We start from the raw sequence: 20,137 nt of genomic DNA on the forward strand, positions 1-20,137 counted from the left end.
CTGTTTCGGCGATTCGGATGCGTCGAGCGCTCGCGCGCCGCTTGTCTGATTATCGCGGAGATTCGCCGCTTCGGCAATCATAAGACCCCGCAGACCTTGAGACCGCCAAACCCGGAGCAATCGCGAGCCATCACGCGCGTTATGAAGGAGACGCCCCCTCTTCAGAAAGACTCTCCAGATGCTCGCTCCGCTGTCGGTTCGTTTTCAAGGTCAACGTGAAGTGGCGCGCGCCCTGAATTTTGCCGCAGCCATGGCAAGCGATCTCCCCGAACTAGAAGGGAGCAACGATGAAGACTACTTAAAAGGCCTTTTCATGGGACGATTCCAAGGCGTTTTAACGAGCATTTTCCAGATCGAAAAGCCAGCCGTCATTTTAAAGGTCCTGAGAGACAAGCCTCACGTGTGGCTCACTCCCGATCTCAAAAGCGGCCGATTCCTCGAAATTCTGAGTCGGGGTAACGAAGATCCCCGCACGCGAGAGCCGCACTGGCAGCATATTGAAAGCGCGATCGAGACGTTTTTTACCATGTGTGGTCATACGGCGCTGGCCATCCAGCCTGAGAGCGCGCGCCTAGCCATTCTATCGGCCCTGAAGACCTGTCAGCAGACGCTGGAAAAGCAGTTGGTCGCTAAAAGCCGCGCGCGCGTCGTGATCGCGTTCCCGGACCGAAAGCGTTAGTCGGCGCGTCGGCGGCGGGATTTTGCTAAGATAGCCGTATGCAATGCATTGGACGACTTCGGGTTTCTCTGGCCGTGGGGCTGGCGCTGTGCGCCGTGGCGCTGACGATGACGCCTTTCGCTCAGGCCGGAAGCGGCGTTTCTGACGTGGAGACGGCGCTGAACGCCCGCTTTGCCCACACCCCATGGACGCTGGCCGCAGCCGACGCCACGCCGCTGACGCTCCAGCAAGCCCTGGACCAGACGCTTGAAAACAACCCGGATATTCAGGCGGCGAAAGAGAAAATCAGCGAGATGCAGGCCAAACGGGCCATGGTGAAAAATAAACGCCTGCTGTTCTTCTTTCGGTACTTTAACGCTAGCTTTTTAGAAGGGTCGGCTGAAAGCGATACGCAGGCGGCGCGCGAACATCTGGAAGCCGTCACGCAGAAAGCCTTGCTGGCGTGCGTCACAGCCTATTATAACGACGTTCGCGCCACGCTGAAATCGTATCTGGATTATCGGCGCATCAGGCAAGGGGTTAAATCCGTGTTGCTCGCCCAGCGTCGCTTTGAGTCGGGCGACGGCACGGGACTGGATTTAATCGCTGAAAAAAGTCTGCTCCTCAAGCGCGATGAAGATTATCAGCAATCGCTGTCCCTGCGGCCGCTGGCGCAAGCGCAACTGGCGCTGGCGATGGGCGATTTCCCCGCCAAAGCGCGCCTGAGGCCAAGTGATTTATCATTTTCGGAAGGTCGCTTTCAAATTCCGCAGTATCAACAGGCGTTTCCGCCACTGGAGACGCTGCTGGCCGAGCCGATCGACAAACGGCCCGACTCGCGCGAGCTGTTTTACCGCCGCCTGTCCATTTATAACCTGCTGCGCGCCAATATCAACCAGTTTGATAAGAACCAGACCCGGCTGATGCAGGCGACGCTGGCGCAACTGGATATGAAACTCAAACGGGCGCGGCAAGCCGCCGAAGCCAGCGTCATTCAGGCGTGGCAAACGCTGACGTTTGCGCGTCAAAGCCTGAGCATCGCCGAAGAGCGCGCCGCGCTGGCCCGGACCGCGCTGCGCCAGGTCCAGATTAGCGAAAAGGCGGGCTTTAGCAGCGAAAAAGACGCGCTGGACGCCCAAGTGCGAGACGACGAAGCGCAAATCGCGCTGATTGACGCCCAACTCGATTATAACCATGCGCAGTTTCGTCTGCTGTACGCGGTTGGCGACTTAACCCCGGATGCGACGCGCGCGCTGGTCTTGCGACCGGTCCGCAACGCGGATCCGTCTCAGGCGGGCTTATGAGCAGTCGACGCCGCGCCCCGACAGATTTACGCGCCTTTCTTCAGGCGTTGCGCGAGACGGGCGAACTGGCCGTAATTGACGCGCCGGTGCGCGCGCATCTGGAAATCGCGGAAATCGCCGATCGCATCAGCAAAGCGCCGACGCCGACGGACAACAAGGCCCTGCTGTTTACCCGCGTGGACGACAGCGCCATGCCGCTGCTCATCAACGCCTTTGGCTCTCATAATCGGATGCTGGCGGCGTTGGGCGTCGATCACTACGAGGCGATTCAGGCGCGGATGCTGGGGTTTCTCAAACCGCCGACGCCCGCCAACTGGTGGGATAAGCTGCTGATGCTGCCCAAACTGGCCGAATTGAATCGCTTTCTGCCCAAGCTCGACCCCGGCCCGGCGCCGTGTCAGCAGGTGATTCTGGCGGATCCGGCCCGTCCCATGCTCGACGCGCTGCCGATTTTGCAGTGCTGGCCGCAAGACGGCGGCCCGTTTATCACGCTGGGCTGCGTCATAGTCAAAGACCCTGCCAGCGGCGAGCGCAACGTGGGCATGTACCGCCTGCAGAAGTATGACAACGTCACCACCGGCATGCACTGGCAGAAGCATCACGACGGGGCGCGCCTGTACGAAGCCGCGCGGCGTCTGGGACGCGACCGGCTCGAAGCCGCTGTGGTCATTGGCCCGTCGCCTGCGGTCACGTATAGCGCCACCGCGCCGCTGCCGCCCGGCATCGATGAATTGCTGCTGGCGGGTTTTCTGCAAGACGCCCCGGTGCGGTTGACGCGCTGCCGGACAATCGATCTGGAAGTCCCCGCCGATGCGGAAATCGTCCTGGAAGGCTATGTGCTGCTCGACGAGCGGCGGCGTGAAGGCCCCTTTGGCGATCATACCGGCTATTACAGCGAAGCCGACGATTACCCGGTGTTTCACGTCAGCGCCGTCACGCATCGTCGCGATGCGATTTACCAGACCACCATTGTCGGCAAGCCCCCGCAGGAAGACTGCTATCTGGGCAAGGCCACCGAGCGGATTTTCCTGCCCCTGCTGCGACTGTTTATCCCGGAAATCGTGGATATGAACCTGCCGTGGGAGGGCGTCTTCCATAATTGCGTCATCATCAGCATCGACAAGCGCTTTCCCGGCCATGCGCAGAAGGTCATGAGCAGCCTGTGGGGCTTTGGTCAGTTGATGTTCAGCAAGTACGTCATTGTGGTCGATGCGCATGTCGACGTGCAGAACCTGTCCAGCGTCGCCTGGCACGTGTTTAACGATACCGACCCGCGCCGCGACATGATGTTTGCCGACGGGCCCATGGATGTGCTGGATCATGCGACGCCGCGCTGGGCCTTTGGCTCGAAAGTCGGCATCGACGCCACGAAGAAATGGGCCGCGGAAGGCTTCGCCCGTCCGTGGCCCGATGAGATAACGATGGACGCCGAGACGGCGTCAAGGGTCAGCCAGCGCTGGCGCGAGTATTTCCCGGCGTAAGCGCGCGGCTGGGAGAGGCGCAGACCCGCCCCTCAGGCAGTCTTGCGCAAGAACGAAACAACCCGATCTTCAAACACGGGCAACTGAAAAGAGAGGATGACGTGATGTCCATTGCCGCCGCGCGCGCGCCAGCGCCCGCCTTGGGAATGAGAAGTCGATCAGAGACTGAAAAAAGTGAGCGTCTCAGCGGCGCGCGGATTAACTGAAGTTCAGCGTTTGCAAGCCGTTCAGCGTGCTGGGATGCAGCGAGGCCGTGTCCAGATTGCCCAGAATCGCCGCGATGTCGACTTGGTTCTTATTCGCCACCGCTTTGCCCACGCTGCGGGGCAGGCCTTCTTCGCGAACCGAATCTCTACCCGCATGCGTTCTAGTAATTTGCGGGCCGACCAGCGCGAATTGAGCATGGGCCGTCGGCCTGTCAACCGCATGCGTTTTGGCGGGTTCGGCGGCGGCGCGAGTCGCTTGCGCGGCCTCGGCGTTGTGTTTGGCAACTTCTCTCTTGGCGACTTCGTGCTGCTTGGGGACAGCGCCAAGTCCGTCGGCCTTACGAATATTGCTCATGATGGGGAGTCTCCTGTGGGCCTCGTCGTCTATCCGTGAGGAAGATGGGGTGGATGGATAGAAGGAGGGCGTCTCTTTTTCTCTATGTGTGTATAAAAACAATATTTCAGGGTTTTGTGCTAGTGAATTGCGCCAAGCTGTTACGTTTGTTCATACAAACGTCGTATCGCCGTCAGATATCGTTGTCGCGTGCGGCGCCAGGGCCAATCTCGTGCAAGCGGGGCATCCGCAGGGGGGGCGTTGCCGTTACAATGAGATGCCACCCCATTGGGACCCCATGATGAACGCAGACAGGCGATAAACGGCCTGGAGGCGAAACCCCTCAAATCAAGACCGGGTGGGGGCTCCGGGGCGGAAACGGCCCGCAAGAGGCGGGCTTATGATGGGGCCTACCGCCCACGGCTTCGGGAGAAAAACGCTATTCGCGCGCTGATTCGACTGTTTCGGCAGTATCCGGTTTTCTTTTATCACCGGCTGTTTCCGTTTTTGGGGGCGGTGGCGCTGCTGTTTGGCGTCTACCAGATTGCCCAGCGCAATGAGCCCGCCATTCGCGACGACTTTATGCGCCGCTCGGCCGTTGAAGCCTCGCATAGCAAGGCGACGCTGCTGCTGATCGACGAAGAGTCGGAAGCGCTGCTGGCCGAGCGTTTCAAGCGAGAAGCCCGGTTTCGGCGCTATGAGAATCATCGCGAAACGTATGTCGAGCTGTTTGAGCGCCTGCAGCGCTATCAGCCGACGCTGATTGTCTTTGACAGCGTTTTCTCGCGCCTCAGCCCCGCGCGTGACGGGCCGATTATTGAGCAGATGGCGCAATTTGACAATCTGGTCGTCGGCCATGCCCTGCATTACGCCGATAACAACGCTGCGCGGATTCCGGCCTATTTTCGGCTGGATCTGGGGCTGGTGAATATGGTGACCGACCCCGATAGCGTGGTGCGGGCGATTCGCCCCATTTTTACCCAGCCGTTTGCCGTGAGCGCGCCGGGGACCGATGGGGTGTATCTGGCGATTTCGGTGGAAGCCGCCTCGCGCCTGCTGGCGCTGGAGAGCCAGCGACGCATGGAGGGCGGCGACAGCAACTGGTTTGTCGATATTCAGTCGGACGCGCAAGGCAGCGCGCTGCGGATTTTCCCCGAGCACGCCCCCAAAGGCGGGCGGGTGGCGCCGCTGGATCGTAACGGCAATATTCTGGTGCGCTGGTTTAAAACGCTGCGCGATCCGCAGGCCCTGTATAGCCGCAGTCATTACGCCATTCCCGTTTGCCGCGTGTATGACGCCTGCGAATCGGGTCCGCGATCGCTGACGGCGCAAGACAAGGCGATGCTGCGCGATCGCGTCGTGATCATCGGCTCGTCGTCGCTGACACACAGCGATTTTCTGCGCACGCCGATGTCGGCGCGGCATCTGGGCGCAGATATTCTGGCGACCGGCATTGATAATTTATATGACCAGACCGTGATGCGCCCCTTGGCGCCCTGGCAGAACGCGGCCCTGCTGATTTTATTCGCAACGCCGATTTTCTACCTGCGTCTTAAGCTGCAACGACTGGGCCCGACATTCTTATATACCGCCGCCCTGATGATCTTTTTCTACTGGCTGGCGCAAACCCTGTTTGGCTGGGGCATCGTGATGGACGTCCTGACGCCGGAGGTCTTCATGATCGTGGCGCTGGCCGGCGGATCGGTGTTTCGCGAAGTCATGAAGAATCAGGAAGTGCGCGTGTTGCAGCGCAATCTGTCCAAACTGGTGTCGCGAGAAGTGTTTCTGGAAATCCAGAAAATGGACAAGGGCATTCAGGCAGGCGGCAACCGGATGGACGTCAGCGCCGCCTTTGTGGATCTCCGCAACTTTACGCGCCTCAGCGAGCGCCTCTCGCCGACCGATCTCAAAGATATCCTCAATGAGTTTTACACGGAGACCGAGCGGGTGACGATGCGCCACCGCGGCATTATCGACAAATTTTTAGGGGACGGGGTGCTGATTATCTTCGGCGCGCCATGGCCGACGCCCGAGCATGCCGACGAGGCGCTGGAAGCGGCGCAGGATCTCATCGCCGTGACGCGCCAGCTCATCGAAAAATGGAACGCCGAAAAACTCCTGATCCAGAAATACGACGTGCTGCTCGATATCGGCGTGGCGCTGAACAGCGGTAACGCTTTTGTGGGCTTTCTCGGCACGCCTGAACGCGTGGCGTATACTGCGGTCGGCGATACGATTAACCTGTGCGCGCGCCTGCAGGACCAGACCAAGGTGTATCATACGCCGATTATTCTGAGCGAATACACGGTTGCGGCGCTCAAAAAACCCTATCCGCTGCAGGCGCTCGACGTGATTACCGTGCGGGGTCGCGAAACGCCGCTGCAGATCTTTACGCTGGGCGACGCCGCCCGCGCCGCAACGCCCGAAGACGCGCCCCGTCTGGACACAGACGGCGGATCGCAGTAAAGTACAATCGCGGGAAATTGGTCTTTTTTCACGCCGCAGGCCAGAGAAAGCCATCCTTCGCGCCAGACGCTGTTACTTCTCACGCGATTCCGCTTTGTTGGGCCTATTTGGGTTATTGGGCCTGTTTCAGTCAAGGAGAGACGTTTTTCATGAAGCCATCGGCCGACTCTTCCCCCGGTTCGACATCCGCAGCAGGCGCTGATACCGCCGCTCGACGGCTCAAGCTCATGCTCGAAGGCCATCTGGACGGCGCGTGGGCCATCCCGGACCTGCCGCGCTGGTTTCGCCCGGACAACCTCGACGTCTCGCTCGCCCAGGTCATGGATTGCGTGTCGCATAAAGGCTGGATCCAGATGGATCCCGATATGTTCTGGCGCAATATCAGCGATCGCAAAGATGAAATCGAGCAGATTCGCCAGCAGTTTTATCAGACCATGACCCAGCATCAGTTCCATGTCGCTTCGGATTCCGTCTGCGACACCTCCGACGAGGCCTGCCAGTTTAATCTCGATGAAATTAAGCGGCTTCACCCGGATCTGGTCGCCATTGTCGCCAAGGAAAATCCCTTGCGCGATAAGGACGCCAGCAGCTTTATCCTGCGCATCGCGCGCCATGCGCCGTCTTCGGTCCTGGTCATTCGCCGTCCGCTGAAAGATCCGGCGCGCATGCGCGTGCTGTTCGCCACCGACGGCTCGGAAGTGTCCAATCACGCGGCGGCGCGCCTGCCTCAACTGCTGCGGACCGACGCGATGGACGTGACCGTCATGACGATTCTGGAGAACGTCGCTTATATGGAAAATCCCGTCATCGCGCCCTATGTTAACGCAGAAGCGGTAGAAGAGGCGCTGCGTCAGAACGGATCGATGATTGTCGAGATGACGCGCGATGTCCTGCAAGCCGAAGGCATCAATGTGGTGGATACCAAAGTCGCCTGCGGCGCGCCGAGCGCCGAACTGCTGCGCCAGGCCGACGCGCTCGACCCGGATCTGGTGGTGATGGGATCTCACAACCGCCGTGGTTTACCCGGCTGGCTGCTGGGCAGCGTCAGCTACCGCATGGTGCAATCCAGCCATCAATCCGTTCTGGTGGTGCGCTAACCCCCACAAGCGGATGGACAGAGCGCTTGCGCCTCCTGACGCAATTCCGCGACAACCTCCTCAATGACCCGCTGGATGAACGCTAGCGGGGGTTCCGCTGGATGGGGATGGGGTGCTGTCGGGGCGTGATAAGAACCCAGAAGTTTCTCTGAGACCGTTTTTTTCCAGAACGGCAGCCCTTTGCGTTTTATGCGGACAGCCTCAATAACCTGAACCGGCGGATCGCCACCATCAGCGCCGCGCGCGGGGGCATCAGAATTTTCATGACGCTTGTGGCTGTATCTTAATTCAATATCGACCGGCAGCAGGTCTTTTGCTGTTCGAGCGGCGGCCTGCTGCGCTTTGCGCAACCCGGCATCCCTCTTTAAGGAGGGGTCTAGTACCACACGGCCGCTGAATCGGGGCGCTATCGTCATATTCATGGAGGCATGTCTTCTGCTAAGGGATATCTCTCCCCATGAAACGCGCTTGCAGGGCGACAATTGCCTGAAAATTCCGAAAATCGCAGGCCTTAGCCTGAGGCCAGTAATGCCGCCAGATCCTCGGGCGTGTCGACGCCGATCGCCGGGCGGTCGACGGTTTCTACGTAAACGCGCAAGCCGTTTTCCAGCGCGCGTAACTGTTCCAGCTTTTCAATTCCTTCCAGGACAGAGGGCGGCCACTGCGTAAAGCGCGCCAGGGCCTCGCGGCGATACAGATACAGGCCCAGATGCCGCAAGCCCGCCTGCGAAAGCGCTTGAGGCCCAATAGGACTGGCGGCGTCCTGCGGGTCGCGCCGCCACGGGATCGGCGCGCGCGAAAAATACAGCGCCTCGCCGTCGCCGCGCAAGACGACCTTGACGATATTGGGATCGCTTGTAATGGAATCCCTCTGGCAAGCCGCTATCGGGCTGGCCAGCGTGATGATATCCGCCTGAGGCCAGCGCGCGCGGGCCTTCAGCGCGGCTTCCAGATGCGCAGGATCGATCTGCGGCTCGTCTCCCTGTACGTTGAGAATCCAGTCGTAGCCCGCCAGCGTTTGGGCGACTTCCCAGGCGCGATCCGTGCCGCTGGCGTGATCGACGCGCGTCATACGCGCATCGGCGCCGAAGGCCGTCGCCGCCTCCAGAATCCGTGCGTCATCGGTTGCGATAATGACGCGATCCACGCCGCGCGCCTGACGCACGCGCTCCCACACGCACTGGATCATCGGCTTGCCATGCACCAGCGCCAACGGCTTGCCCGGAAATCGCGTCGAGCCCCAACGCGCGGGAATCACCGCCAGCACGGCGCCTGTCGCGTCGTTGCCCGTCATTTGGGCCATTCCACCGCGCTGAGGGTGGCATTCTGCGCGCCCACGAACATCCGCGCGCCATGCACGGCCACCGGCGCCGCGATGACGCTGCGCAAGGCCGCCTCGCCCATGCGGCGCCCGTCATGGCTGTTGAGCGCCACCACGCGCCCCGCCCCGTCGCCGGTCACCAGCGTGGACTTACCCATCAGCCGCAGGGGCGAGAAGATAGCCGCGTTGAGATCGCGCTGCCATACGCGCGATCCGCTTTCCAGCGCCACGCAGCCCACCGCGCCGTTGATATCGCCGACCATGACGTCGCGCCCGACGACAATCGGGCTGCCCAGCATCGGCGAGCCGCTGGTATAGCTCCATCGCCGCTCGCCATCTTTGACATCCAGCGCAAACAGCGCGCCGACGCCGCTGCTCACCAGCAACACATCCGGCGTCAAAATGGGGGCGGCGGTCAACGGGCCCTCTACCTCGCTTTTCCAGAGGGTTTCGCCCGTTTCCAGATTCAGGGCCGTCACGCCGCCTTCAAAATCCACGGCGTAGGCGGCGGTTTTACCGGCCACCGGCGAGGCGTTCAGCAGCCGTTGGGCGTCGTAGCGCCAGCGCAGCTCGCCGGTTTGCGCATTGAGGGCGCTCAGCGCGCCGCTTTGATCTGCCACCAGCAGCAAACCGTTTTCGCACGGCAACGGGGCGGCCGTCACGGGCCCGCCGAGTTGAACGCGCCAGCGTTCGCGCCCGTTCGCCTTCTCCAGCGCGATCGCCTCGCCAGACGCCAGAGCCACAAAGACGTGGTCGGCGCTGAGCGCCGGGGCGGCCTGCGCGCCCGCCTCCCGATCGGGCGGGGCGGTTGGTTCGCCTTGCGACGCCTCAGTGGAGGCTTTTAAGGTTTTTTGCCACAGAATGCGGCCATCGCGCGGATCGAGGCTGTACAGAACGCCCGCCTGACTGAGCGCAAAAAGACTATCGGCGTCGGCGACGGGTTCGGCGGCGACCGGCCCGTCCAGACGGGTTTGCCAGACAATTTTACCAGCCGCCAACGGCTGCGACGATTTTTTGTCGGCTTTTTTCGCGACAGGCGCTGCTTTTTTATCGGGCGCAGGTACGGCGGCCCGACGTCGCCAAAACGACCCGCGCGCGCCAGAGTCCACAGGCGCAGCCGTCAGCGAATCTGTGGGCGCAGCGGCCTGAGCGTCGCCCTGAGCCTGTATCGCGCCAAGCGCCATGAATCCCATTATCAGAAATTTAAACGCCCATCGGGGGTATGTCATCGCCATCGCCTCCACGCCATTTGCGCCACGCCCGTTATTATCCCCGCCCATGACGCCCCGCACAAGCGCGCAGGCATGCGAGGGGCATTATTTAATAGAATGTAACATTTTAAAGCAAGCTAGCATCAAACCCGCGAATTTGGTTTTTTTATTAATACAGGTTGGGTTTCATCTTCTAAAAGCGCATCTCGCAGGCCGTTTCTCTCCTCGTCTTGATAGGTTTTTGCCTGCCGGAAGCGACATAGCGCACGAATTAGGTTGGGGGGTTCTATCACCATGGTTCAAGTGCTTGTACCAAGTTATGCACAAGGTCCGAATGGGCTCGTCGCAGGGTATACAGCGGTTACGGTCCCTGACAGGGGCTTCGCGCCGGTTGCGACTATGACGCCCTCGACACAAGGCTTCAATTTTACCGGGCAGCAAGGGTTTCAGTTTGGCGGCGATCCGGCTTCGCAACAGGTAGCGGCTTTGTATCAGCAATACGGCCCTTCAAGCGCGGGGTCTCTTTATCAAGATGTGATGGCGCTGCTGGGCAATCAAAACGGCGCGCCCGCCGCCCAAGGAATGGGGCAGCCCATGATGCAGTCGCCAGGCGGTATGCAGCCGCAAGCGCAGATGTTTAATAACTTCGCGAATCAATTTGCGCAATACTTTCAGCAATATTTTCAGCGGATGGATGCGCGCTTGAGCCGCCTCGAAGAGGCTGACGGAGGTAAATCGTCGTCGGTGGAGGGGGATAATAATTCTCCTGGCGAGGCTATCGAAAACAAACGTGAAAAAGCCCATTTAGAGGTAGAAAGTCTTTCAAGCTTTATCGAAAAAATTAAGGAAGGCCATACCGCATTCAAACTGTCCGATGATGCCAAAGTAAAAGAAAGACAAATTAAGTATCTGGATAACCTGCTGGAAAGATGTTCGGACACGGATGAAAAAATTGATTCGGCGCCAGATTTCGCCTATCAAAAAGGTGATATTTTCAATCGGTCTGTTCTGAAGGACATCGGCTTAGCGCTTCTAATGAAAGATCCTCAATGGCGAAAAGAGAACCGGGGTGATCTGGATTTAAGCGGTGTAAAATATGATTTCATTAAAACCACGAATAAAGACCATCAAGCCAAAATGACAGAATTAGAAACAGAACAGAAGACCTAATCAATTCCTTTTTAACCACATAATGCCTTGCGCGGGGAATGCTGGTACAATCGCCAAACCAGCATCCCCGCGAGGCGTTTGATGACGAGCCCCACGATCGAATTGAATGCCGCCACCACGGCGCGCGCCGCCCTGACCGCGCTGGACGGCCATGAGCGACTCACGTTTGAAGCCGACGGCCACATGCTGGCGGTGACGCGAGGCGACATCGCGCGGATGACAGCCATGGGTCTGGGCGATCTCCCGATTGACGCCATCGGCGCGCCGGTTGACTATCCCGGCTTGCCGGACCCGCAAGCCGCGCCGCTTCAGACGCTGGATATTTCGCGTCGGCTGACGACGTATTTTCCGGCCTATGTGGCCGCCGCGCTGTACGAGATGCAATCGCTGTTGCGTAAAGGCGAACTGCGCGCCTATGTCATCGGCGGCAATATCCGCGACTTGCTACTGTATAACGCGCGCCTGCTGGATATTCAGGATGTTGATCTGACCATCGAAGGGTCCGCCATCGGGGCGAGTCAGTTTATTGTGGCGCATTCGCGTAATTTCAGCGTGGAGGCGTGCTATCCCGATTTCGGCACCGTGACGCTGCTGTATAAGCAGGCCCTGCGCTTTGATCTTGCTTCCACGCGCGTCGAGCGCTATGCGGCGTGCGGTGCGCTGCCGGAAGTCATTCAGCGCGGGGCGCCGCTAGCTCAGGATATTATTCGCCGCGATTTTACGGTCAATACGCTGGCAATGGCTGTCCATGAGCTGGGCGTGATTGAAGATCGCGTTGGCGGCATGGACGATATCGCCGCGCGGCTGATTCGCGCGCTGCATCCGTTGTCGTTTTTTGAAGACCCCAGCCGGATTCTGCGGGCCTTCAAGTTTTTGACGCGGCTGGATTTTCAGCTCGCGCCGGGCACTGAGCGGCTGTTACGACAATTCCTGAAATATGGCGACCGAGCCTATCACGGCGGCGGCGAGCGTATCAAGCATGAGCTGCGGAAATTCTGCGAGGCGGAGGAAACGCCCGTCAAACGCCGGTGGATGGGCTATTTTCGCGAGCGCGGCTGCGCGCGGCTGGCCAATATGACGGCGCCGGATCCCATGGCGCTCGATCCCGCTGACGCAGAAGCCGCTGGCGCGCACGCCCGCGATGCGATGGCCTGCTATTGGCGTCATTATCCGCTCTTACGCGAAGCGCTGGGCGAAACGTCGCTGGGCCCGGATTTTCGCTGGCGACTGTTCCTGTGCTTTATTTTCGGCGGGGCCAGCGGGAGCGATCTGGCGCAGACGGCGCATCGACTGGGGTTGACGCGTGTGGAGCGTGAACAAATCGTCCATTATCGTCAATTGCTGGATCTTGGCGGTCTGGATCGCATTCAGGAATCGTCGTCGCCGTACGAGGTGTATACGGCGTTTCACGACCGGCCGCTGTCGGCCGCTGTCGCCGCCGCCGCCGTGTATTACGACGATCGCCCCGCGCGGATGAAAACCGTTTTACTGGCCCTGCGCGCCTATCGCGACAAGTACGCGGGCCAGCGCCCTGAACTCAACGGCGACGACCTGCTCGATCTGGGCGTACCGCCGGGCGAAGCGATTGGCGAGACCCTGCGGGATCTGCTGAAGCTGAAGCTCATGGGCCGGCTCAAAGATCGCCTGTCTGAAATTCGCCACGTGCGGCAACGGCTGGGCTTGCTATCGAACGAGCCAGACCCGGGCCCGGCCCCGCCGAATGAGCGCGACGACCCGGAAGACGACGACGCATGACGTCACCAGCCGCCGACTCCGCCGCCGCGCTGCGCGAAGGCGAACTAATGGCCGAGGGGCTGCTGATTTTAGGCGCGCATGCGGGCAGCGGCAAAACGGTCGCCGCTGCTGGCCTGACAGCGGCGCTTTATGCCAGCGGCGCGCAGGCGATGGCCTTTAAGCCAGTGATGCTCGCTCATACGCCGGGCGGCGGCGACAGCGCCATGGCCAGCGTGGACGTGCCGCATCTGACGCGGGCGCGATCCTCAGATGCCTCTTGCGCATCCCGGTCGCTGACGCCCTCTCCGCTGATCACGTCTCCGTGGGCCGCCTCGCGCGCAGGCGATCAAGCCTTTCTGAGTCGCGCCATCGATCCGGCGCTGGCGCAAGCGCTGCCCGAGCCGATGGTCGCGGATCCCGCCAACGATATCAGCGCCTCAGACTGGGAAGCGCTGCTGCGCCGCTGTCGCCGCCTGCCCGCGCCCTGCCTGTTTGAAGCCGCGGGCGGGGTGGGTGCGCCGTGGGGCTGGCGCCGCGAGGAGGCTTCGCAAGCGTTGACCCTGGTCGACGCCATGGTTTTTGCCCGCGCGCTCGGCTTACCGCTTTTGCTAACCGTCTCGAAATCCGCGCAGATGGTTGCGCGGCTGCGGCTGGCCATGGCCTTTCTCGCCGCGCATCCGCTCAGCGTGGTCGGCTGGCTGGCGGTGGAAACCGTCTCGCCCGCCGCCGTCGAGCCGATGGCCGCCGGCGCGTGGGAGCGCGACTGCCAATGGGTCAGCCAGACCCTCATCGGCGCGCCGTTTTTGGGCGTGATTCCCTATAGCCCCGCCGTGAGCGTGCGCGCCGCCAGTCTGGGCAACCTGCAACGCCTGACGGAAGACGCCATTGATCTGTTGCCGATTCGCCGGATCCTGAAAGCGACCGTCACATAAGACATGGCCGCAAGACGTCTTCGCGGACGAGCCTACCGGGTCAGACGGACTCGTCTTCACCGGCGTATTCGGCGAAGTTATTGCGCGTCTCAAGCAAGCGCAGACGGGCAAGCCGCGCCGGAGGCGGAATCTGAGGGGCGAGTTGACGCCAGAAGGCGACGACCAGATTTTCCGCCGTTGGGATGACGCCGCTGAGAAATGGCGCATCGCGATTCAGATCCTTGTGATCCACCCAGCGCAGCAGTGTTTCGCCGACCGCGTCATCCAGCGCAGGCAAATCGGTCAACAGACCGGTTTGCGGGTCCGGTTCCCCTGCGATGGCAACCGTCAGCTCATAGTTATGTCCATGGCCGTTGGGGTTGGCGCATTTGCCGAAAATACGCGCGTTTTCCGCTTCGCTCAGCGACGGATTATACAGCCGGTGGCTGGCGCAAAAATCGTAGCGTCGGTGCAACGTGAGCGCAGCAGCCGAATGAGGGTGACGTTCCACAAAGAGATCCTCGCTTTCATAGAGTCGAATCCACGCCAGCGTCAAACCGGCTGCGCTGACGCGCTGGGCCAGCGCAGGCCAGAGAAAGTCCGCCAGCGTTTCCAGCGACGGCAGGCGGCCTGCCAGAGCGGGCACATCCGCGTTAAGGTCGGCAAAATCCAGCGGGGCGCGCACCACCTCGTCGAGAATCGCCTTGAGATCGCGCAGATTCATCGCCATACCGGTTTGCGGGTCGATGGGGCCGTCAATGGCGGCTTCCAGTTCATAATTATGGCCATGGCGTCGCGCCGCCAGCCCGAAACGGCGGCGGTTTTCGGCGTCATCGGCGCCGTCGAGCCAAAAGGCGTGCGCGGCGCAAAAGCGCGTCTTGCGGGTGATGCGCGCCATGGCGGCTACGGAAACGCCGGGCGCAGGCCTAGAGGCGAAAACCCTTCTTCGTGTCCGGCCCAGGCGTTGTGACCATGGATGCTTTCCAGCGCCTCAACCTCTAGGGCGAAGCCCGCCACGCCGGGCAGATCGCGCAGCAATAAAATGGCGTCGCGCGCGACGTCTTCCACAAACTTGGGGTTGTCATACTGGCGCTCGGTAACGTATTTCTCGTCCTCGCGCTTCAGCACGGGATAAACGGGACACGACGCGCACGATTCCAGCGCGCTGACGAGATCTTCAATCCATACCATCGGATGATCCTCGCCGGGATGATGGGCGCCGTTCAGGGTCTGCGGCCCGTTGTCGGTGGTTTGCATCACGCTCAGCAGACGGATTTCTGCGCGCTGGTTATGCGCGCCATAGTCAGAGATCGCCTTGCTGCACGGGCACAGCGTCGCAATGGGAACGGTCAGGCCCAAAATAAGCTGGAATTCCGGCGCGTCGGGATTGGCGCAGTTTAAATGGGCGTGAAACGAGCAGCGATAGGCCATCGGCGCGCTATGATCGGTCACCGGCGCCTTCTTATCGATAAAATACGGAAAGCTGAGGTCGAGCGCGGCGGCAGGGGCCTCCAGCCGCATCATGGTTTCCTGCAACATGGCGTTGAAGTTGAGGCTCAGCGTATGCAGGCGACTCCATTCCGCCAACTGGATAATAAAGCGCGACATGTGCGCGCCCTTTACCTCCGGGGCAAGACGGGTCGTCATCGAGACGCGGGCGGCGACAGTCTGCGCGCGGCCGTCTTTTTGCAGCAGGCGAAAGGGCATTTGCACATCGCGCACGCCAGCGCGCGCCAAGGCCACGCCGCGCGCGTCGGCGTATGCCTGCACGTCCAGCAAGGCATCCGGCGGTTGCAGGGCGGCGGAAGGGAGATCAGAAGGGCGCAACGATCGAACCTTTCTATTGGTAAGGAAGTCTCGCTCTAGCGTAGCGCATGGCGGCTGATATTTCAAAACCGCCATTGCGCGCACGATTGCCGAATCGCCGCTTGCGTAACGAGACGTAACAATCCGGGGGGGATTATTCAAGAACGGAGCGTCCGCAGTCGATGCCTTGCCCAAGGCGAGACATATTAATCAGGGATGTTGACTCAAAACAGGGATGTTATGGCAATGGCGAAGACCGGGTGGTTAATCGCCTGTCTGTTGACGGGCATGGGATGTTTGACGCCTTTATGGGCGCAAACGGCTGAAGACGCGACGTTGTCGGCGGAAGCATCCGCGGCCCGTCAGCGCGCAGCGGCAGAATCATTTTTTGAGACGATGGGCCGCTCTCAAAATCCGTATATCGCCCAGCGCGGCCGCGAGAATCTCGCCAAACTGCGCACGCAGGCAAGCGATAAGCGCATTACAGTCTCAGCGCCGGTGATTACGCAAACGGCGATGGGCGTGGCCGTGACCTCGATTCTGAACAAACGGGTGGTGGGCGCGTTTCTGGTGGATACCGGCGCCACGTATACCGTGCTGACCCCGCGAATGGCGCGCCAATTGGGCGTGGTGGTCGCCGACAACGCGCCGCGCGTGAGCATTCACACGGCCAACGGGGTGGTGTCTGCGCCCCGGGTTCTTATTGAATCGCTGTCGCTGGGCGGCATTGAGGTGCGCAACGTCGAAGCCGTCGTGCATCCGCTGGGCGATGATCTCTTGCTGGCTGGGTTGTTGGGGATGAATATCTTCCGTCACATGGAGGTGACCATGGGCCGCAACGCGCTGACGTTGACCGCAGAGCCCGTGGTGGACGCAACCGCTGACGCGCTTTCTCTCAACGACGCGGCAACCGGCGGCTAAAGTCTCTTCTCTGCCCAGGGAGCGCGGGCTATTGGACCTCAGGCTCCGCGTCGAACTCGCGAAAGACGCGCATGACCACAAAGCGCGCGCGTGACAGACGCATTGGAACGTCCATATTGTCACGCGAATCCAGAAAAATCCCCTTGCTCGCGCCGGATTCTCCGCACAGGCGTTGCGGTAACGCGATCAGCCGATGCGCAACCGCCTGTGACGTCAACCATTGGCTGGCGTTTTCCGTCATCACGTCTGTCGGCAGCAGAATCAGCATAAACCGTAGGCCCGGCGGGCGTTCTCCGTGGTGCGGCGCGCGAGATCATCATACGCGACGCCGCGCAATTGCGCCACAAATTCAGCCGTCTGCCGCAGCCGCGCAGGCTCGTTGGGCTGACCGCGAAACGGCGCAGGGCTCAGATACGGCGCATCGGTCTCCAGCAGTAAGCGATCCAGGGGAATGCCGGCGGCCACGGCCTGTAACTGCCGCGCATTTTTAAATGTCACATTGCCCGCAATTCCAATGTCAAAGCCGCAGGCGATCATCTCCAGCGCAAACGCCAGATCGCCCGCAAAGCAGTGCATAATGCCGCGCACGCCGGGGGTCTGGCGAATGAGTCGCGCCGCATCGTCTTGCGCCGCACAACAGCCCGCCTTGTCTCGCAGATGGACGATAATCGGGAGATCGCGATCGCGCGCCAAGCGCAGCAAGGCCGCAAAGCAGGTCTGTTGCAGATCTTTGAGCGTCTCATCCCAGTAATAATCCAGACCGGTTTCGCCGATGGCCAGCGCCTTGGGGTGCGCCAGATGCGCCTCGATGGTCGACAACCAGTCGGGATCGTCGGCCACGGATGAAACGTCGGTAGGATGCACGGCAATCGCCGCGTAAACCGGATCAAAGCGCTCGGCCAGATCAATCACGGCCTGATAGTTGGCGCGCGACACCGCCGGATTCACCAGAAACGAAAGCCCTTCGGCCTGAGCGCGCGCCAGAACCTGCGCCGGATCCGCATCTCGAGCGATATAATCCAGATGGCAATGCGTGTCGGCCAGCGGCGCAGGCGTCATGGCTTTTTCTTTTTGCCGTCCGGCCCGGCCAGATCATCATCCAGACGCGGCAAAATCGGCCCCGTCAGCCGAATGGGCCGACCCGGCTCAAGGGCGTCGTAGAGGGCTTCCCAGCGCGCGGGCCTGCCGTTGAGCAGTGGCTCTAAACCCGATGAATCCACGTCATCGCCCAGTTGCGACCAGATCTGCGCCGCCATCGATGGACAGACGGGAGATAACAGCAGCGCAATCTGTCGCAAGCGCTCCAGTACGCTGTATAAGACCGCCGCCAGACGTTCGGTTTCGCCGTTTTTGGCGAGCGTCCAGGGCGCTTTCTCGTCTATGAAGAGATTCACGGGCGCGATGATACGCTCAAACAGCGTAAACAGCGCAAACTCAAAGTCGAACAATTCGTATTTATAGCGAATATCATCGGCAAAGCGCGCGACGGCCTCGCCCGATAAATAGTCGGCGTTCGCGCGCCAGGGCGCGGCCAGAAAACGAATGCCCGACTGCGGAAAATGATAGCCGGTTTTCCAGGCGGCGCGCGCTTCTGAGCCTTCCTCCAGCGCGTCATATTCGGCCCGCAGGGCGTCCAGAGCGGCGGCGTCTTCGACGTAGAGGGCGCTCGCCTCCAGTCCGGGCGGCGTCGGAACGCGGCCGTCGAAGTATTTTTGGGTCATATTCAACGCGCGATTCAGCAGGTTGCCCAGATTATTGGCCAGATTGGCGTTGACCCGGCGCTTAAAATCGTCTTCGGTGAAATTGCCGTCCTGTCCAAAAGTCGTCGCCGTCATCAGGTAATAGCGGATGGCGTCCGGGTTGGGCAGCGAAAAGCGCGTCATGAGGTCGTCTGCGCAGACCACATTGCCCAGACTCTTGCTGATTTTAGCGTCGTTGAGATTGATAAAGCCATGGGCGAAAACCGATCGCGGCGGCGCCAGACCCGCCGACATCAGCATGGCTGGCCAATACAGGGCATGGAAACGCAGAATGTCCTTGCCCACCAAATGGCAATCTGCGGGCCAGTAGCGCTCAAATTGCGCGGCATCCTGGCCGAGGCCCAAACCGGTGACGTAATTGCTGAGGGCGTCAATCCACACGTAAATCGTCTGATCCGGGTCATCAGGAACCGGGATACCCCAAGCGACAGAAGTTTTGGGACGGGAGACGCTGATATCTTCAAGCTCTTCCAGCATATTCAGGGTTTCTGCTACGCGAAAGGCCGGGCGGACAAAAGTCCCGCTATCAATGAGGGCGCGCAAGTCGTCTTTGTAGCGGGTGAGGCGGAAAAACCAGTTTTCTTCGGCGACTGGCTCGGGCGCGCGGCGGTGAATGCGGCACTGGCCTTGATCATCCAGATCGCGATCCGTCAGGAAGCTTTCGCAGCCGGAACAATACCGCGCCGTATAAGACGCCTTATAGATATCGCCCTTCTCCACCATTTGACGCCATAGCGATTCCACGACAGCGTAATGCGCCGGTTCGGTGGTCCGAATAAAGCGATTATGACTGAGATGGAGCGATTTCCAGGCTTGTTGAAAGCGCGCCGCCATGGCATCGACATACGCGGGCGGGGTCAAGCCTTGAGTGGCCGCCGTCTGGGCGACTTTGGCGCCGTGTTCGTCGCTGCCGGTGAGAAAGAACACGTCACGCCCCATCAGGCGCTGGAAGCGCGCCATGACGTCGGCGGCGATTTTCTCGTAGGCGTGGCCCAGGTGCGGCGGCGCATTGACGTAGTCAATGGCGGTGGTAATAGCGTAGGAGGGGCGAGGTGATGGCGTCATCGGGGTATTGTCGCGCAAACCCAGGGTCGGGGAAAAGCGTTATTACAGATTTTTCGGGCTGGTTTTCGCGGGCGCGTTTTTGGCGCTTGTCTTCAGGGGCTTTCTTCTTCGTCTGCTTCAGGAAATTCGGGCTCGAAGTCTTCCTGAACGTCTTGGGAGGCCTCTTGTGGCGGCGTCGTGGGCGCGTCGCGCCAGAGCGCGGCAGATGCGGCGCGATGCGCGGGGGTAAACGCCAGCAAGGCTTTGCCTAGCGATTCGCCATCGCGTATCAGGCCGGTAGGAACGCGAAGACGCGCGTCACGGGCCAACCCTTCCATCAGGACGCAGGGGAGACCAAAGAGACGCGCGGCCTGCGTCTGACGCGTCTCCAGCCAGAGCATCGCCCGCTGGTAAGGACCCAGCGAAAGGGTCACGCCAGCTTCATCGAGCCGAAGGCGAAAAACACGACAGGCCAGCCAGCACAGCAAGGCCAGAAACGGCAACAGGCCCAAACCCAGCAGCAGCGTCGGGAGAAGCGTCAGCATGATCGGTGTCATCAGCAGCGTTAAGGGCAAATGCGCGAAAAAGAAAGCCGGAATCACGACAAGCGCCGACGCTATCAGCGCCGCCAGCGCCACCACGCCCAGCAGACGCGTCACCCACTGCATCAGCAGGGGAAACGACAGAAAAAACGTGTGCGAGCGCAAGTAGGC

At 60.8% G+C, this 20,137-nt stretch carries 19 protein-coding genes; 9 read left to right on the forward strand and 10 right to left on the reverse strand.

All coding sequences use genetic code 11. From position 1 onward, the window contains the following. Positions 1–178: 178 nt before the first annotated feature. From IPK79_04465 to IPK79_04475, 3 genes are read left to right on the forward strand one after another with little or no spacing between them, the layout of a single operon-like run. Entirely contained in the window at positions 179–679 is a 501-nt protein-coding gene (locus tag IPK79_04465; protein ID MBK8189683.1) for a hypothetical protein, read from the forward strand. A gap of 38 nt (positions 680–717) precedes the next feature. Next, on the forward strand, positions 718–1,962 hold the full coding sequence (locus IPK79_04470) for a TolC family protein (protein ID MBK8189684.1): 1,245 nt from the start codon (positions 718–720) through the stop codon (positions 1,960–1,962). Next, positions 1,959–3,443, forward strand: a complete 1,485-nt coding sequence (locus IPK79_04475) for a menaquinone biosynthesis decarboxylase (protein ID MBK8189685.1) — start codon at positions 1,959–1,961, stop codon at positions 3,441–3,443. Before IPK79_04470 ends, IPK79_04475 begins: the two co-directional genes overlap by 4 nt. A 198-nt stretch (positions 3,444–3,641) precedes the next feature. Here the strand turns inward: IPK79_04475 and IPK79_04480 are convergent, their stop codons facing one another. Beyond that, complete coding sequence (locus IPK79_04480) at positions 3,642–4,004, reverse strand: hypothetical protein (protein ID MBK8189686.1); 363 nt, start codon at positions 4,002–4,004, stop codon at positions 3,642–3,644. Positions 4,005–4,271: 267 nt separating this feature from the next. Here IPK79_04480 and IPK79_04485 point away from each other — a divergent pair, with 267 nt between their 5' ends. Both IPK79_04485 and IPK79_04490 read left to right on the forward strand, forming a co-directional pair. Continuing rightward, positions 4,272–6,449 (forward strand): adenylate/guanylate cyclase domain-containing protein, encoded by a 2,178-nt coding sequence (locus IPK79_04485; protein ID MBK8189687.1) that lies wholly within the window; start codon positions 4,272–4,274, stop codon positions 6,447–6,449. Between the two features lie 149 nt (positions 6,450–6,598). Then, positions 6,599–7,546 carry a universal stress protein gene (locus IPK79_04490; protein ID MBK8189688.1) on the forward strand — a complete coding sequence of 316 codons (948 nt, stop codon included), beginning with the start codon at positions 6,599–6,601 and terminating at the stop codon, positions 7,544–7,546. On the opposite strand, the gene IPK79_04495 is transcribed toward IPK79_04490, so the two are convergent. The 3 genes from IPK79_04495 to IPK79_04505 all read right to left on the reverse strand — a co-directional run bounded on the left by IPK79_04495 (position 7,543) and on the right by IPK79_04505 (position 10,096). Next, entirely contained in the window at positions 7,543–7,968 is a 426-nt protein-coding gene (locus IPK79_04495; GenBank protein MBK8189689.1) for a hypothetical protein, read from the reverse strand. The two genes, IPK79_04490 and IPK79_04495, sit on opposite strands and share 4 nt — an antisense overlap. A gap of 89 nt (positions 7,969–8,057) precedes the next feature. Beyond that, positions 8,058–8,840 (reverse strand): 3-deoxy-manno-octulosonate cytidylyltransferase, encoded by a 783-nt coding sequence (gene kdsB, locus IPK79_04500; GenBank protein MBK8189690.1) that lies wholly within the window; start codon positions 8,838–8,840, stop codon positions 8,058–8,060. Then, positions 8,837–10,096, reverse strand: a complete 1,260-nt coding sequence (locus IPK79_04505) for a PQQ-binding-like beta-propeller repeat protein (protein ID MBK8189691.1) — start codon at positions 10,094–10,096, stop codon at positions 8,837–8,839. The genes kdsB and IPK79_04505 overlap by 4 nt, the downstream gene beginning before the upstream one ends. A gap of 276 nt (positions 10,097–10,372) precedes the next feature. Between IPK79_04505 and IPK79_04510 the strand changes: the two genes are divergently transcribed. The 3 genes from IPK79_04510 (at position 10,373) to IPK79_04520 (ending at position 13,914) form a co-directional block, all read left to right on the forward strand. Further along, entirely contained in the window at positions 10,373–11,248 is an 876-nt protein-coding gene (locus tag IPK79_04510; protein ID MBK8189692.1) for a hypothetical protein, read from the forward strand. An 81-nt stretch (positions 11,249–11,329) separates the two neighbouring features. Then, positions 11,330–13,003 carry a CCA tRNA nucleotidyltransferase gene (locus tag IPK79_04515; protein MBK8189693.1) on the forward strand — a complete coding sequence of 558 codons (1,674 nt, stop codon included), beginning with the start codon at positions 11,330–11,332 and terminating at the stop codon, positions 13,001–13,003. Continuing rightward, positions 13,000–13,914: a hypothetical protein gene (locus tag IPK79_04520; GenBank protein ID MBK8189694.1), complete on the forward strand. Its 915-nt coding sequence runs from the start codon at positions 13,000–13,002 to the stop codon at positions 13,912–13,914. Before IPK79_04515 ends, IPK79_04520 begins: the two co-directional genes overlap by 4 nt. A gap of 40 nt (positions 13,915–13,954) precedes the next feature. On the opposite strand, the gene IPK79_04525 is transcribed toward IPK79_04520, so the two are convergent. Both IPK79_04525 and IPK79_04530 read right to left on the reverse strand, forming a co-directional pair. After that, complete coding sequence (locus IPK79_04525) at positions 13,955–14,791, reverse strand: 6-carboxytetrahydropterin synthase (protein MBK8189695.1); 837 nt, start codon at positions 14,789–14,791, stop codon at positions 13,955–13,957. Positions 14,792–14,796: 5 nt separating this feature from the next. Then, the gene (locus IPK79_04530) at positions 14,797–15,672 is read right to left on the reverse strand and encodes a GTP cyclohydrolase I FolE2 (protein MBK8189696.1); all 876 of its coding nucleotides are present in this window, start codon (positions 15,670–15,672) and stop codon (positions 14,797–14,799) included. A gap of 267 nt (positions 15,673–15,939) precedes the next feature. On the opposite strand from IPK79_04530, the gene IPK79_04535 reads away from it, so the two are divergent. Then, positions 15,940–16,620 carry a retroviral-like aspartic protease family protein gene (locus IPK79_04535; GenBank protein MBK8189697.1) on the forward strand — a complete coding sequence of 227 codons (681 nt, stop codon included), beginning with the start codon at positions 15,940–15,942 and terminating at the stop codon, positions 16,618–16,620. Between the two features lie 28 nt (positions 16,621–16,648). Here IPK79_04535 and IPK79_04540 read toward each other — a convergent pair whose 3' ends face one another. From IPK79_04540 to IPK79_04555, 4 genes are all read right to left on the reverse strand, one after another. Further along, positions 16,649–16,888: a hypothetical protein gene (locus tag IPK79_04540; GenBank protein MBK8189698.1), complete on the reverse strand. Its 240-nt coding sequence runs from the start codon at positions 16,886–16,888 to the stop codon at positions 16,649–16,651. Further along, a complete protein-coding gene (locus tag IPK79_04545; protein ID MBK8189699.1) occupies positions 16,882–17,679 on the reverse strand; it encodes a TatD family hydrolase in 798 nt (265 codons plus the stop codon). Before IPK79_04545 ends, IPK79_04540 begins: the two co-directional genes overlap by 7 nt. Next, positions 17,676–19,445 (reverse strand): methionine--tRNA ligase, encoded by a 1,770-nt coding sequence (locus tag IPK79_04550; GenBank protein ID MBK8189700.1) that lies wholly within the window; start codon positions 19,443–19,445, stop codon positions 17,676–17,678. The genes IPK79_04545 and IPK79_04550 overlap by 4 nt, the downstream gene beginning before the upstream one ends. 92 nt (positions 19,446–19,537) lie before the next feature. Then, complete coding sequence (locus IPK79_04555; protein ID MBK8189701.1) at positions 19,538–20,131, reverse strand: hypothetical protein; 594 nt, start codon at positions 20,129–20,131, stop codon at positions 19,538–19,540. Positions 20,132–20,137 lie beyond the last annotated feature (6 nt).

The sequence above is a fragment of the Vampirovibrionales bacterium genome, assembly GCA_016712355.1.
GTDB lineage: Bacteria > Cyanobacteriota > Vampirovibrionia > Vampirovibrionales > Vampirovibrionaceae > JADJRF01.

Coding starts and splice junctions, on each gene's coding strand:
- IPK79_04545 (MBK8189699.1), bottom strand. CDS start 17,679: ATGACGCCTGCGCCGCTGGCCGACACGCATTGCCATCTGGATTATATC.
- IPK79_04525 (MBK8189695.1), bottom strand. CDS start 14,791: ATGGCGCGCATCACCCGCAAGACGCGCTTTTGCGCCGCGCACGCCTTT.
- IPK79_04505 (MBK8189691.1), bottom strand. CDS start 10,096: ATGACATACCCCCGATGGGCGTTTAAATTTCTGATAATGGGATTCATG.
- IPK79_04515 (MBK8189693.1), top strand. CDS start 11,330: ATGACGAGCCCCACGATCGAATTGAATGCCGCCACCACGGCGCGCGCC.
- IPK79_04550 (MBK8189700.1), bottom strand. CDS start 19,445: ATGACGCCATCACCTCGCCCCTCCTACGCTATTACCACCGCCATTGAC.
- IPK79_04495 (MBK8189689.1), bottom strand. CDS start 7,968: ATGAATATGACGATAGCGCCCCGATTCAGCGGCCGTGTGGTACTAGAC.
- IPK79_04510 (MBK8189692.1), top strand. CDS start 10,373: ATGGTTCAAGTGCTTGTACCAAGTTATGCACAAGGTCCGAATGGGCTC.
- IPK79_04535 (MBK8189697.1), top strand. CDS start 15,940: ATGGCAATGGCGAAGACCGGGTGGTTAATCGCCTGTCTGTTGACGGGC.
- kdsB (MBK8189690.1), bottom strand. CDS start 8,840: ATGACGGGCAACGACGCGACAGGCGCCGTGCTGGCGGTGATTCCCGCG.
- IPK79_04470 (MBK8189684.1), top strand. CDS start 718: ATGCAATGCATTGGACGACTTCGGGTTTCTCTGGCCGTGGGGCTGGCG.
- IPK79_04490 (MBK8189688.1), top strand. CDS start 6,599: ATGAAGCCATCGGCCGACTCTTCCCCCGGTTCGACATCCGCAGCAGGC.
- IPK79_04540 (MBK8189698.1), bottom strand. CDS start 16,888: ATGCTGATTCTGCTGCCGACAGACGTGATGACGGAAAACGCCAGCCAA.
- IPK79_04465 (MBK8189683.1), top strand. CDS start 179: ATGCTCGCTCCGCTGTCGGTTCGTTTTCAAGGTCAACGTGAAGTGGCG.
- IPK79_04520 (MBK8189694.1), top strand. CDS start 13,000: ATGACGTCACCAGCCGCCGACTCCGCCGCCGCGCTGCGCGAAGGCGAA.
- IPK79_04475 (MBK8189685.1), top strand. CDS start 1,959: ATGAGCAGTCGACGCCGCGCCCCGACAGATTTACGCGCCTTTCTTCAG.
- IPK79_04480 (MBK8189686.1), bottom strand. CDS start 4,004: ATGAGCAATATTCGTAAGGCCGACGGACTTGGCGCTGTCCCCAAGCAG.